This window comes from Haloarcula pellucida (assembly GCF_014647235.1).
GTDB classification, from domain to species: domain Archaea; phylum Halobacteriota; class Halobacteria; order Halobacteriales; family Haloarculaceae; genus Haloarcula; species Haloarcula pellucida.
Window position 1 is genome coordinate 381,630 of sequence record NZ_BMOU01000003.1, and the last position, 13,865, is coordinate 395,494.

Annotated in this window: 7 protein-coding genes; 4 read left to right on the forward strand and 3 right to left on the reverse strand. The window is 66.7% G+C overall.

The window, feature by feature from the left end:
* The first annotated feature begins 109 nt into the window (after positions 1-109).
* Positions 110-2,842: a S8 family serine peptidase gene (locus IEY28_RS11500; protein WP_188997566.1), complete on the forward strand. Its 2,733-nt coding sequence runs from the start codon at positions 110-112 to the stop codon at positions 2,840-2,842.
* A 153-nt stretch (positions 2,843-2,995) separates the two neighbouring features.
* On the opposite strand, the gene IEY28_RS11505 is transcribed toward IEY28_RS11500, so the two are convergent.
* From IEY28_RS11505 to IEY28_RS11515, 3 genes are all read right to left on the reverse strand, one after another.
* On the reverse strand, positions 2,996-3,418 hold the full coding sequence (locus IEY28_RS11505; RefSeq protein WP_188997568.1) for an ester cyclase: 423 nt from the start codon (positions 3,416-3,418) through the stop codon (positions 2,996-2,998).
* A 168-nt stretch (positions 3,419-3,586) separates the two neighbouring features.
* Positions 3,587-3,880: a GYD domain-containing protein gene (locus IEY28_RS11510; protein ID WP_188997571.1), complete on the reverse strand. Its 294-nt coding sequence runs from the start codon at positions 3,878-3,880 to the stop codon at positions 3,587-3,589.
* Between the two features lie 218 nt (positions 3,881-4,098).
* Entirely contained in the window at positions 4,099-5,802 is a 1,704-nt protein-coding gene (locus IEY28_RS11515; RefSeq protein WP_188997573.1) for a glycoside hydrolase family 13 protein, read from the reverse strand.
* A 560-nt stretch (positions 5,803-6,362) separates the two neighbouring features.
* On the opposite strand from IEY28_RS11515, the gene IEY28_RS11520 reads away from it, so the two are divergent.
* The 3 genes from IEY28_RS11520 (at position 6,363) to trxA (ending at position 13,560) form a co-directional block, all read left to right on the forward strand.
* A complete protein-coding gene (locus IEY28_RS11520; protein WP_188997576.1) occupies positions 6,363-10,475 on the forward strand; it encodes a COG1361 S-layer family protein in 4,113 nt (1,370 codons plus the stop codon).
* Positions 10,476-10,478: 3 nt separating this feature from the next.
* Positions 10,479-12,965, forward strand: coding sequence for an efflux RND transporter permease subunit (locus IEY28_RS11525; RefSeq protein WP_188997579.1), 2,487 nt, complete (start codon positions 10,479-10,481; stop codon positions 12,963-12,965).
* Positions 12,966-13,155: 190 nt separating this feature from the next.
* The gene (trxA, locus tag IEY28_RS11530) at positions 13,156-13,560 is read left to right on the forward strand and encodes a thioredoxin (RefSeq protein ID WP_188997582.1); all 405 of its coding nucleotides are present in this window, start codon (positions 13,156-13,158) and stop codon (positions 13,558-13,560) included.
* The last annotated feature ends 305 nt before the right edge of the window (positions 13,561-13,865 follow it).

The following is a 13,865-nucleotide window of genomic DNA, read 5'->3' on the forward strand; positions in this document are numbered from 1 at the left end:
GTGGTATCAGAGCCCGTACTATTGTAGCCGGCTACCGGCCCATGCGCATGGTCGCGTCGCCGCCGCAGGTCGGCCGACGACGCCCGCGAGGACGGCAGGTGACCCGCTCGTGAGCGCGGTTCGGGCCGTCGGAGTGCTCGTAGTCTGTCTCGCGATGGTCGCGCCAGTGCTGTCTGGAACCTCGGCCCCCGTCTCGGACACCGTAGGTGAGACGGCCGGTGGCGCGGCGACGACGGACGCGCCGGTACAGGGCACGTCCGCTGTGCGTCACGCAGCTATCGACCCGTCGCTTCGGACCGCGACTGGCGTCGTCGACGTTCGGGTCCGCGTCGCAGACGACGGCGCCGCGCCGACGGGGACTGGCGACGCCGCCATCGCGAGACTGAAACGTACGAGAGAGCGCACACAGCGACCCGTCGTCGCGTACGCCCGCGCCCACGAGGGGCTGACAGTCGAGAACCGGTTCTGGATCGTCAACAGCGTCCTCCTTCGGGCCGACCTCGCACGCGTCGACCTCCCGCGTCTCGCCGCGGTGAGGGGCGTCGTCGGAATCTACCGTCGGCGACCAGACCCGGACCGTGGGGCGTCAGCCGATGCCACCACAGCACCGGGGTCGTCGACCGCCGACCGTCAGGCACCGCAGTCGGTGACGACGGCGGCCCGCGAGAGAGCGGACTCGCAGGCGTCACCGACCGACGTCACGGCAGGCACCGCCTGGCAAGTCACAGCGACGAACGCCACGCGCGTCTGGTCGGCGTACGACACGCGGGGAAACGGGACCCGCGTCGCAGTCCTCGACAGCGGCGTCGACCCCGCTCACCCCACGCTGGACCTGTACACGACCGACGCGAGCGACCCGACGTATCCCGGGGGCTGGGCCGAGTTCGACGCGGATGGACGGCGCGTCGACGACTCTAAACCACATCTCGAAGCGGCACACGGACAGGCGACCAGCGGACTCGTCGCGGCCGGGAACGTAAGCGGGTACGAGCGGATGGGCGTCGCCCCGGAGACGGAGTTACTCCACGGCCTCGTCGACGAGCGCGAATCGGTCGTCGCTGGCATCCAGTGGGCGCTAGAGAACGACGCCGACGTCGTCAGTATCAGCAGCGTCGTGGACAGTTCGACGGCTCGCTACGCACCGCTCGTTCGGGCTATCTGGCGTGCGGAACGGCTGGGGACGGTCGTCGTCGCGGCCGCGGGCAACGACGGGCCCGGCTACGTCCGTTCGCCGGCCACCGTCTACGAGACGGTCGGCGTCGGGGCCACCGACGCCGACGGCAACGTGCTGGCGTTCTCGTCGTCCAACCGACGCGCGCTCTTCGAAGGGCCGTACAACCGTGACCGGACGCGGACGGTCCGGTACCCCCGAAGTTGGCCACTCGCGTACTCGAAGCCGGACGTCGTCGCTCCGGGCCAGGACCTCGTGGTGCCGCGGGGAACCAGTTCCGTCGGGTCGTTCGGCGGAACGAGCGGTGCCGCACCCCTGACGGCAGGGACGCTCGCACTGATGGAAAGCGCCGCAGGCCGGGAGGTCCACCCGGGCGTCCTCAAGACGGCGCTTCGCTGCTCGGCGACGCCGCCGGCGGACGCGGCGTCCACGGCCCCGGTTCGCTACGGCGGCGGAATCGTCGACGCCCGCGCCGCGACCGAGCGAGTCGTGGACGGACAGGGGATCCGCGGGCAGATCGTTACGGCCGACGGCACCCGCATCGCTCCCGCGTCCGTCTCGGTCAGCGACTGCTCGTACTACTCCTCTCACGGGGGCTCGTACGCGCTCTCGACCGATGCGGGGCGACAGACGGTGACCGTCGACGCGCCGGGCTACCGACCGAAGACCGTCGCCGTCGACGTGCCGCCGGGACGCTACGTGAACCGGACGATACGGCTCGACCGGGCGGGCCTCGTGGAGCGCTGGAACGACACGTACCCGACGGACTTCACCGCCGACGACGTCGGAACGACGCGGCTGGTGGTGTCGGAACTGGAGTCGGTTCGCGTCGACGCGGGCGCGAACAACACGGTCCCGTCCGAGAACGTCACCGTCGAGATAGCGTACGACGGCGACCCGGTCGGGGAGTTGTACGTCCACTCGCGGCTCCGGTTCGGGGAGCGGTACGAACTGCGGGCCCCGCAGACGAACTACGTCCTGCTCCAGACGCGAATCGACGGCGCGTACGAAGGCCGTCTCGAACTCGACGTCACGCTTCGAGGCGGTGGGTCAGTGGCGACGCGCCGTATCACCGCCCAGTTCTCCGAACCACCGACAGCGACGGCGACCGAAGCACCGACGGAGTCGTCCACTCCGTCACCGTCGGCGACGGCGACGCAGACGCCAACAGCCACGCCGACTGCGACGTCCACCGATACGCCCACTGCGACGCAGACCGAGATACCCACCGACACGGCGACGCAGACCGCGACGCTCACCCACACGCCCGCTGCGACGGCGACGCAGACGCCCACCGCGACGCCAACGCCGGTCCCCGCCCCAGCGCCCGAACCCCGGCAGGCGCCAGCCCCGGAACCGTCGCCCGAACGGACGGCCGCCTCGACGCCGGTCCCCACACAGTCGCCGACGACGAGACCGACACGGACGGCTACCGCGACCACGACAGACCGGTCGTCGTCACAGACCACGTCGTCGACAGTCAGCGCGACAGCGACGCGGCCGCCGACGCGTTCGGAACCGACGACGCCAATGGCGTCGACCCGAACGGTGGACCAGTCGACTACCATCGCGCCCACGACTGGCGAGAGTGGACCGGGCCTTACGATACCGCTCACCCTGTTCGTACTGCTCGCTGCCGCACTGCTCGCAACGCGCCGACAGTCTCGCTGAGACGGCGCCTGTGTCGTCCACTGCTGACCGTGGGTCCCCGTCTGGTCGTCTGAAACAGCGGGGACAGCGGGTAGAACGCGATCCGCCCCTGACTGGCGGTAAACTCGTCGAAAGCCACATCCCCAGACCCCGACGCCCGAGACGGCTGTGGTCTCACTCGTCGGTGAGACCAACCTGCTCGAACAGCGCTCGACTGTCGTAGTATATCCGGTGTTCCTGTACCGTTCCGTCGGCTATCTCGACCGTATCCATGCCTTCGAGTTCGACGCTGTTCCCGGTCGGTGGTATCTCGGCGAACTCGCCCTCGTGGGTGCCGGTCATCGTCCACTTCGCCATGACCGTCCCGCCGCTCGTGGCCATGTCCTCTATCTCCACGTGGAAGTCCGGAAACCCCTCGCGTAGCTCTCGGAGGTACGTCTCGAAGGCGTCTCGACCACGGACGGTCTCCGGATAGCCCGGGTCGTGGAGCACGAACGAGTCGGCGGCGAGCGTCGGTATCTCCGCGTAGTTGCCCTCGTTCCACAGGCGCTCGTAATCTCGTATTAGGTTCTCGACTTCTGCTGTTACTTCTGGCATTGTCTCTCCCCCGTGAACGTTCACCCATCCGCGTCCCACGTCCCTCGACAGTACAGAACGTTCGTCCGTGACGTCGGCGACGAACGTGTTAAGTATTAGCAAGGTATTCCCGCTCGCGGGTGAGTAGGGTTCGATAGACGCGAAAAACGGGGACCGAGCGTCGACGGCTCAAGGCAGGTTCGCGACGAGGTCGCGGTAGTCGTCTTCCGGCCAGGCTTTCAGCGTCTCCGAACTGACCGCGCCGGACTGCCCGATTCGGAGGAGCGCCTTGGCCGCGGCGTCGTCGTCCGGGAACTCCGTGACGGTGACGAGGTCGTGTGCTCCCATCGTGAGGTAGAACGCCTGCAGTTCGCCCCCCACGGAGTCGACGAGTTCGATGGCGCTGTCGAGGCGGTCCGGGCTATCGTCGATGTTCTCGATGCCGTGCTGGGTGTAGTCCCAGAGTGTGATGTAGGTTGGCATAGGGTCCTCGCGTCCTTCCGACGCCGCCGACGACACCGACGACACCACGCAGAACGCCGTTAGACATTCGCCTCCAGCCACGTTAACAGTCGGTACATAGTGGGTCGCTCGGGCGCTAAGAGCGGCGTACCCCAGTATCACCTGCGACCGATCACAGTCGCGGCTCCGTTCGCGCCCGGCGAGGACACGAGCGGTCGTGTCCGCGGTGGGTGAACCGCTTAGAGTTCGACCACGACGGCCTCGTACGGGCGGTAGTCGCGTCGAACGCCGCGGGCCGACGCGTCGTCGTAGTTCGAAATCAGCACGCTGGACGCCGAGACGTCGATATCCTCGGGTTCGAACGCCGCCGGATCTGCCGACCAATTGAGCACCACGAGGACCGCCTCGTCGTCGAGCGTCCGGGTGTAGGCGTACAGTTGCTCGTCGTCGGGACACAACAGGTCGTAGTCGCCGTAGACGAGTACGTCGGCGTCGTGTCTGCGGTCGATGAGGCGGCGGTAGTAGTGCCAAATAGAGTCCTCGTCGGCGATCGCGTCCGCGACGTTGACCTCGGTGTAATCGTCGTTGACGGCGAACCACGGGTCGCCGTCGGTGAAGCCGGCGTTCTCGGTGTCGTCCCACTGCATCGGCGTCCGCGCGTGGTCGCGACTCACGTAGTTTACGAACTCACGGACCTCCGCGTAGGAGTCGACGGTGCCGGCAGCGAGGAGGTCCTCGATAGCGCCGACCGTCTGTGGGTCGTCGAGGTCGGCCAGACCGTCGAACTCGGCGTTCGTCATCCCGATTTCCTCGCCCTGATAGACGAACGGGGTGCCACGCGAGGTCAGCAGGAACGTCGCGAGGAGTTTCGCGCTCTCGGTACGGTACTCGCCGTCGTCGCCGAACCGCGAGACGATTCGAGGCTGGTCGTGGTTGCCCAGATACGGCGCGTTCCAGCCGTCACCGAGGTCCCGTTGCCAGCGGGACATGATCTCCTTGAACGCTGGGAGACTCCACTCGCCCCAGCCCTCCGGGTCCCACCGACCGCCGGGGCCGGCGTCGACGCCCATGTGTTCGAAGTGGACGATCATGTCTAGCCCGTCGCCGCTCTCGCCGAGGTACTCTCGGGCCAGTTCGACGCTCGTATCGTTCATCTCGGCGACGGTCATCACGTCGTAGTTCGAGAACGTTCGCTCGTAGAGTTCGCGTAGATACTCGTGTACGCGCGGGCCGTGGCTGAACTGCTCGACGCCGGTCGGCGACCGCCCAGACGCGCCGTCCGGCAGGCCCTCTGGCTTCGAGATGTAGTTGCTGGCGTCGATGCGGAAGCCGTCGATGCCCTTCTCTAGCCACCACTCGACGAGCGACGCGATCTCGTCCCGAACGTCGGCGTTGCGCCAGTTCAGGTCCGGTTGCTTCTCGTCGAAGAGGTGGAGGTACCACTGCTCTCGAACCTCGTCGTAGGTCCACGCCGACCCGCCCATGAACGACCCCCAGTTGTTCGGCGGCTCGTCCGGCGAGCCGTCACGCCAGTAGTAGTAGTCCTCGTAACCGTCTTCGCGCCGTCGGGACCGCTGGAACCACTCGTGTTCGTCGGAGGTGTGGTTGACCACGAGGTCCATGAGCAGGCGCATCTCTCGCTCGTGGAGGGCGTCGAGCAGTGTCTCCCAGTCGGCCATCGTTCCGAACTCGTCCATGATGGCTCGGTAGTCGCTGATGTCGTAGCCGTTGTCGGCGTTCGGCGACTCGTACACCGGACACAACCAGACGACGTCGACACCGAGGTCGTCGAGGTACTCGACTTTCGCGGTGACTCCGGGCAGGTCACCGACACCGTCGCCGTCGCTGTCGTAGAAGCTCCGCGGATACACCTGATAGACGACCGCTTCCTTCCACCACTGACGGTCGCGGTCGGTCGTGGCCGTCACGCTTCGCCGAGTCATACCCGAAGGAACGGCGACTGCCACCGTAGTGTTTTCTCACACCGGACCTCGGAACGTATAGCGTGACCGACCTCCGCGGTCGAGCAGCCTCACCGGTAGAGAGTATCGTCGGCTTGTCGTCGCCTCGGGGTCTCTACTCGCTGACAACACCCGCGGCTAAAATTTGTCCGCGGCGCGGTCACGAAACGACCGCCCGGTAGTTCGGAGTAACACGAAGTTTCTCGACCACGTGAGACGCCGTGCCAACAGCACACTCGGATCGGTAGCTCGGCGCGAATTACAGTTTCCCTCGTGAGTAACTGCCGGTCGGCGGACCGGTCGCCGGTCGAAGCCGGGGTCGGGAACCGAGGCTCTCTCGCGCCGCTGTCAAATCCGGTAATTCCGTCTTACCGGGTCGCTCACGGTTCGATGGCGCGGCTTACGGGTTGTCTGGTCAAATAAAGGACGTAATACAAAGTGTACTGTCGCGATTGGTCATCCCAGTCGATGGCACGCACATCTCGACGTCGACAAAGACCGTGTGCGCTGCAGAGAGCGTTCGGCGGTCCGTTCTCGGGACGATGAGGCGCGTCCTCGTCTTGGCGCTCGTCGTTTCGCTGGTGTCGGCCCCAGCGGCACTGGCGACCGCCTCGACTACCGCCGCATCGGTGTCGGCCGGAACGGACGGCGGTGACGACGGGTACGACGACGGAGACGACGACCACGACCACGACGGAGACGACGACGGGGACGACGACCACGACGGCGGTAACGGCCGCGACACCGACGAGACGGCCGAGACAGCGAGGTTCCGTCTGGTCGACGTCGACAGGGACCTGCAGGTCGGCGAGAACGGAACCGTGTCGGTGAAACTGGAAAACGAGGGTCCCGGTGACCTCACGGACGCGACGGTCGTCTTGCAGTCGTCGAACCCGGAGATTCGGGTCGGTACCGGTCCCAACGGAAGCCGGTTCGTCGGCGACTGGGAGGACGGCGAGAAGCAGCGAGTCGAGTTCGGCGTCACCGCGACAGCGGCCGCCCGGTCCCAGAAGTATCCGCTCACGGTGACCGTCCGGTACACCAACCCGAGCGGGAACGCCACACGGTCGGCCCCGCTGTCCTTCGGTATCAGGCCCGAAAGGGCACAGCGGTTCTCGATAGACGACGTGGACGGATCACTGCGGGCCGGCGACGACGGCGACATCGAGGTCACCGTCGAGAACGACGGTCCTCGCGACGTCGAGAACGCCGTACTCGTCGTCCGCGAGACGGCGGCGGGCGTCACCGCCCTCAAGTCCGAAGTCGCACTCGGCGAGTTCGACGACGACGAGTCGGAGACCGTCGAGCTACCGTTCCGGGTCGCGAGGACGGCCAAGCCGACCAAGCGGCAGTTCGAGTTCACGGTACTGTACACGACGGCGGACGGCAACCGACGGGATAGCGGGCCGCTGTTCGCCCGAGTCAAGATTCGCGACCGGCAGGACGTCGTCGCCGTCGAGGACGTCGACTCGGACGCACAGGTCGGAGCGAGGGGGACGGTCGAGGTGACGCTAGAAAACGAGGGTGACGACGAGTTGACCGACGCCAGAGTGACGTTCTCGTCGCTGGACCCCGGGTTCCGCTTCGGGACCGCGCGCAACACGTCGCGGTTCGTCGCCGAGTGGGACGCCGGCGAGGAGCGGACCTTCGACCTGACGGCGCGGTTCGCGAACGACACGGTGACCGACGAGTACCCCGTGTCGGTCACGACCAGATACACCGACGAAGACGGCGACGAGCGAGTCGCCGACGACGTGCAGTTCGGCGTCGAACCCGACGACGAGCAGTCGTTCGAGGTCGACGACGTCGAGGGCGACCTCAGGGTCGGAGACGACGGAACGCTCGAGGGGACCGTCGAGAACGACGGGCCGAGAGACGTCGAGGACGCAGTGTTGGTCGTCCGGTCGCCCGAGGACGGCGTGACCCCGCTGAAGACGCAGGTCCCGCTGGGCGACTTCGAAGACGGCGAATCGGTCGACTTCGAGTTCCCGTTCCGCATCGCGGACACCGTCGAACCGACCGAGCGGCAGTTCGAGTTCGCCGTGCGCTATACGAACGCGGAGGGCGAGCGACGGACGAGCGACCCGCTGTTCGCGACGGCCTCGATTCGCGAGGAAGTCGACGTCGTCGAAGTCGTCGACGTCGACTCGAACGCACAGGTCGGTGACAGAGGGACGGTGGCGGTGACGCTGGTCAACGACGGCGAGGAGGACCTGACGGACGCCCGAGTGACGTTCACCGCTACGGACCGCGCGTTCAGATTCGGGAACGCGTCGAACACGTCGCGGTTCGTCCCCGAGTGGGACGCCGGCGAGGAGCGGACCTTCGACCTGACGGCGCGGTTCGGCGCGGACGCCGCGACGGACGAGTATCCAGTGCTGGTCACGACGAGATACACCGACGAAGACGGCGATACGGAGGTCGCCGACGACGTACAGTTCGGGGTCACACCGGAGGCCGAACAGCGGTTCGACGTCGACGCGCGAGCGGCGAACCTCCGCGTCGGGCGCGACGGGAGCATCAAGGGCGTCGTGGAAAACGACGGCCCGCAGGGCGCTAACTCGGCTGTCCTCCGGGTCATCACGCCGAACGAGGACATCGTCGCGCTCGAATCGGAGTACGTCCTCGGGAACTTCGACAGCGGCGACCGGGCGTTCTTCCAGTTCCCGATCCGCGTCCTCGACAGCGCGCGGCCGGGCCGCAAGCAGTTCGAGTTCGTGGTCGAGTACCGCAATCAGGACGGCGACGTCGTCGAGAGTAAGCGCCTCCCGGCACGGTACGACGTCGTCGCCGAGGCGGGGCAGTTCCAGATTCTCGACGTCGACACAGACGTGCAGGTCGGCGAGGACGGGACGGTCGCGCTCAGGATGCGCAACGTCGGCACAGAGGACATCACGAACGCCGTGGTTCAGTTAGAGTCGGTCAGCGGGGACCTGACGGTGGGTGCAGCGGGCGGGCGGAACGGGAGTCGCGCCGTCGGCCGGTGGGACGCCGGCGAGCGACGGACAGTCCGGTTTCAGGTCTCCGCACCCACCGACGCGGCCCCGCAGGAGTACCCGTTCGACGTGCGCGTCGCCTACGAGGACGAAGACGGCGACCGACAGCGGTCGGACCCCATCGCTCTGGCGCTCACACCGGCGCCCGAACAGGCGTTCGCTGTCCGAGACGTCACCGGCGACCTCGAGGTCGGTGCCGAGCGAGACCTCACGGGACGTGTCGTCAACGACGGCCCCCGCGACGTCGAGGACGTGGTCGTCGAGGTCACGTCGACGACGGAGTCGCTGGTGCCACAGGAGACCGAGTACGCCGTCGGCAACCTGTCGGCCGACGAGGCCGCCGAGTTCCGACTCCCGGTCCGCATCCCGTCGGACGCCGAGGCTATCCCGAGACAGGTCCAGTTCGTCGTTCGCTACACCAACGCCGACGGGGACCGCCGCGAGAGCAAGCGCCTCTCGTCGCGCCTCTCGGTCGACAGAGAGCGGGAGACGTTCCGAGTCGTCGCGCTGCGGGAGTCCGTACAGGCCGGTGACGACGGCAACGTCACGCTGACGCTCGAAAACGCGGGTACCACGCGGGTGCGGCAGGTGCTCGTCTCGTTGCGCTCACAGAGCGGCGAACTGGACGTCGGGGACGCGGCGAACGCGTCGCGGTTCGTCGACGAGTTGCGACCCGGCGAGCGACGGACCGTCTCCTTCCGCGTCGCCGCGCCCGAGGACGCGGGCAGCCAGCGATTTCCGCTTCGCCTCCGCGTCGACTACGAGGACAGGACCGGGGACAGTCAACCCGCGGAGACGAGGCTCCTCGGGGTGACGACCACGCCGGAGCAGTCGTTCACGGTCGTGAACGTGTCCGGGCCCCTCAGAGTGGGCGCTGAGGGAACCGTCCGGGCCAGCATACGCAACCGCGGACCGCTGGCCGTCAGCGACGCGTTCGTTACCCTCTCGGTCGGGAGCGAGAACCTGAAGGTACAGGAAAACGAGTCCGCTATCGGCCGGTTCCGGGCGGGCGAGACAGCCACCGTCTCGTTCCCCGTCGAGGTGCTTGACGAGACCGAACCCGGCGACCGACGCGTCTCCTTCGTCGTGGAGTATACGAACGCCGAAGACGAGGCACGACAGAGCGATTCGCTCCCCGGATTCGTCGCCGTCGACGGTCGGCGACCGGTGTTCGTGGTTCGCGCGGCGAACACGTCGGTCGACGTCGGGGAGAGCGACGTCATCACGCTCGTGGTCACGAACAACGTCGACGTGCCGCTCACCGACGTGGACGCCAAAGTGTTCGTCAACGACCCGCTGAGTACCGACGACGATCAGGCATTCGTCGGGCGCATCGACCCGAACGAGACCGTCAGACTCGCGTTCGCGATGAGTGCGGCCGGGGGCGCGACCCCGAAAGACTACCCGCTGTCCATCGACTTCCAGTATCAGGAACCGGACGAGGAGACGAAACTCTCGGACACGTACCGCGTCCCCGTCACGGTGCAGGAACCGGCCGGTGACGGGATTCCGTGGCTCCTGTTGCTCGCCCTCCTCGCGCTCTTGCTCGTGATTGCCGCCGCGGTGGTCCGCTACCGTCGCCGCAGACGTGTGGCGGGGCCCGACGACGAAGCGGTGACCGAATCGGCCGACGACGAGTCCGACACGCCCGCGGGGTGACCCGTGGCGCTACAGGACCGCATCCTCGGCCGGGTCAACGACCTGATCGTCAGGCGGCCCACCGGCGTCGTCGTGGCCTTCCTCCTCGTCACGGCGCTGTTTGCCCCCGGACTAGCGACCATCTCGACCGAGGCTGGGACCGAGCAGTTCACGCAGGAAAGCCCCGCTCAGACCGCGCTCGACCGGGTGAACGAGGATTTCGGGCCGACGTTCGACGCCGAGGGAGGCAGTACGCAGTTGATTCACCGGGGGCGAAACGTCCTCTCGAAACCCGAACTGCTGCGGATGCTCCGGGTCCTCGAACGCCTCGACTCCCGCGAGGAACTGCGGGTCGAATCGACGAGCAGCGCCGCGAGCACGGTCGCCCGCACGCTCGATCCGTCGGCGACGACGCTCGACGCCCAGATTCGGGCGATAGAGTCCGCCTCGCCGGGTGAAATCGACCGTGCGGTCCGGGCCGCCGCCGACCGGCCGGGCTTCCGAACGCAACTGAGCGACGACTTCAACCCCGAATCGGCCGCAGCGTCGGCGACCATCGCCGTCGTCCAGCACCGCATCCCCGGCGGCGTCGACGAGACGGCTGGGATGGGGACCGACAGCCCGCTCACCTCGATTCAGCTCAGGGCACAGCGCGTCGTCGCGGCCACGGACGGCGACATCGTCGTGTTCGGGTCGGGACTCGTCGCTCGGGAGTTCTCGGCCATCATCTTCGACTCGCTGTTCATCGTCGTGCCCGCGGCGGTGACGCTCATCTTCGTCTTCCTCGTGTACGCGTACCGGAATCCGGTCGACCTCGTGTTGGGACTGCTCTCGCTGGTCATGACCGTCGTCTGGACGATGGGCTTTCTCGGACTGGTCGGCATCCCGTTCACGCAACTGCTCATCGCAGTGCCGCCGCTGTTGCTCGCGGTCGGTATCGACTTCGGCCTCCACGCGATCAATCGGTACCGCGAGGAACGAGCGACGGGGGCCGACATCCGGCAGTCGATGGCGCTGGCAAACAGACAGTTGCTCGTCGCGTTTTTCATCGTCACCGGGACGACGGTCATCGGCTTCAGCGCCAACACGGTCAGTGACCTCGGCCCGATTCGGGAGTTCGGCATCGTCGCCGCCTTCGGCATCGTCTTTACGTTCCTCATCTTCGGCATCTTCCTCCCGGCGGCGAAGGTCACCGTCGACGAACTGTTCGACTCACTGGGAATCCCGATGCCGTTCCAGCGGCCGCTCGGCAGCGAGGGGACGCCCCTCGGTCGCGTCCTGCCGGTCGGCGTCGCCATCGCCCGACGGGCACCGACCGCGTTCGTCGTCCTCGTCCTCCTCGGATCCGTGGGGGCGGGGTACTACGGCACCGGCGTCGACACGGCGTTCTCACAGGACGACTTCCTCCCGCCCGAGGACAACCCCGACTACCTCGAAGAGTTGCCCGAACCCTTCCGACCGGGCGAGTACACCGTCACGGAGCGGACGAACTTCCTCGAAGCGAACTTCGAGGCCGCACAGGGCGACACCGTCGTCGTCTACGTACAGGGGCCGATGCGACAGGACGACGCGCTAGAGTCCATCCAGCGAGCGAGCCAGCACCCACCCGAGACGTTCGTCGCGTCGGACCGCGAGGCGGACTCGCAGAGTATCATTGGGGTCGTCCGGTCCCACACGAACGACTCGCCTTCGTTCGCTCGCCTCGTCGACCGGAGCGACGTGGACGACGACGGCATCCCCGACGACAACCTCGAAGCGATATACGACGCCCTCCTCTCGTCGTCGGCCCGCGACCGCGCGCTCCAGTTCATCACCGAGGACCTTCGCAGTACCCGAGTCGTCTACACGACGAAAGGAGACGCCGAACAGGGGGCGATCACCCGCGACGCGCGCACCGTCGCGGACCGCTACCGATTCGACGCCACCGCTACCGGCGCAGCCGTCGTCTTTCAGGACGTGGCGGACGCGATACTCGCCTCGGCGGTCCAGAGCCTCCTCATCGCGTTGGTCCTGACCGCGCTCTTTCTCCTCTTTATCTATCACGTTCTCGTCGACCGGGTCTCGCTCGGGCTTGTCAACCTCGTCCCCATCCTCGTGACCATTGCCCTGCTCGCCGGGTCGATGCGGTACTTCGACCTCCCGTTCAACGCACTCACCGCGACGATACTCTCTATCTCGCTCGGCCTCGGTATCGACTACTCCGCGCACTTCGTCCACCGGTTCGCCGACGAATACGAACTCCGTCTCGACCGTGCAGACGGTGAAGCCGGGACCGAGACGCCGATGACCGCCGTCTTCCCGGCGCTGACGGCCACCGTCACCGGCACTGGCGGTGCGCTCACCGGAAGCATGATAACGACCGTGAGCGGTATCGGCGTCCTCGTGCTGGCAATCACGCCGATACTCGGCCAGTTCGGCGTTCTCACGGCCTTGTCGATTCTCTACTCGTACCTCACCGCGATGGTCGTCACGCCGAGCGTCATCGTCGTCTGGGCGCGGTTCGTCGGATGACGGCACGAACAGTCCGCTCAGGGAGTCCCATCGCCGTGCCTCGTATCGCTCGAATCACTCCACCAGCCCGCGATGTACCACACGAGCGGCGACAGCGTCACTGCAGTCGTCAGAGTACTCCGAAAGGCGGCGGTAGTATTGTGCTTGAGAGACAAAGCAACTACGTATCAGGACGCCGTACCGTCGACCGATGAGCGAGGACGATACCCTCGAAGCGATCCGTGAGCGAAAGCGCGAGCAGATCCGTGAACGCGTCGAAACCGAGACACAGGAGTCACCGTCCGAACCGGTGGCGGTGGATAGCCGGGCCGAGTTCTCGGCGGCCGTCGATTCGCACGACGTCGTGTTGGTCGACTTCTACGCGGACTGGTGCGGGCCGTGTCAAATGCTCGAACCGGTGGTCGAATCCATCGCCGCAGACACCCGGGCGACAGTCACAAAAGTAGACGTCGACGCGAATCAGGCGCTCGCATCGGAGTTCGGCGTCCAGGGCGTTCCGACGCTCCTGCTGTTCGTCGACGGAGAGCCCGTCGAACGCCTCGTGGGGATGCAACAGAAATCACAGCTCCGCGCGCTCGTCGAAGCGTACAGCTAACGGCTGCCTACAGCTAGTGTCTCGCGTCTGACGGAGAACTCCTGCTCGGAGGCGCACAGACCGACAGTATCGTTCTATAGTGACAATTGAAACGATTCACACACCGACCGCACCGCCGTCGTGCGGTCGGGTGTGCATTGACTTTCAATGGCTACTATCGTCTTCGGCGACGACCGTCAGCGGTGAGCCCCGTGTCCCCCGACGGTCGTCGCCTTCCGAAACCGACGACACCGTCACGAGCGGGGCGGAGAGTCTCACTCGTGGAACACCACGCGTTGCTCTCCGACCGGTTCCCCCTTCGAACG

Excerpts from the sequence above, each read along its gene's own strand:
- IEY28_RS11505 (WP_188997568.1), bottom strand. The coding sequence starts at position 3,418 with ATGCCAGAAGTAACAGCAGAAGTCGAGAACCTAATACGAGATTACGAG.
- IEY28_RS11510 (WP_188997571.1), bottom strand. The coding sequence starts at position 3,880 with ATGCCAACCTACATCACACTCTGGGACTACACCCAGCACGGCATCGAG.
- IEY28_RS11515 (WP_188997573.1), bottom strand. The coding sequence starts at position 5,802 with ATGACTCGGCGAAGCGTGACGGCCACGACCGACCGCGACCGTCAGTGG.
- IEY28_RS11520 (WP_188997576.1), top strand. The coding sequence starts at position 6,363 with ATGAGGCGCGTCCTCGTCTTGGCGCTCGTCGTTTCGCTGGTGTCGGCC.
- trxA (WP_188997582.1), top strand. The coding sequence starts at position 13,156 with ATGAGCGAGGACGATACCCTCGAAGCGATCCGTGAGCGAAAGCGCGAG.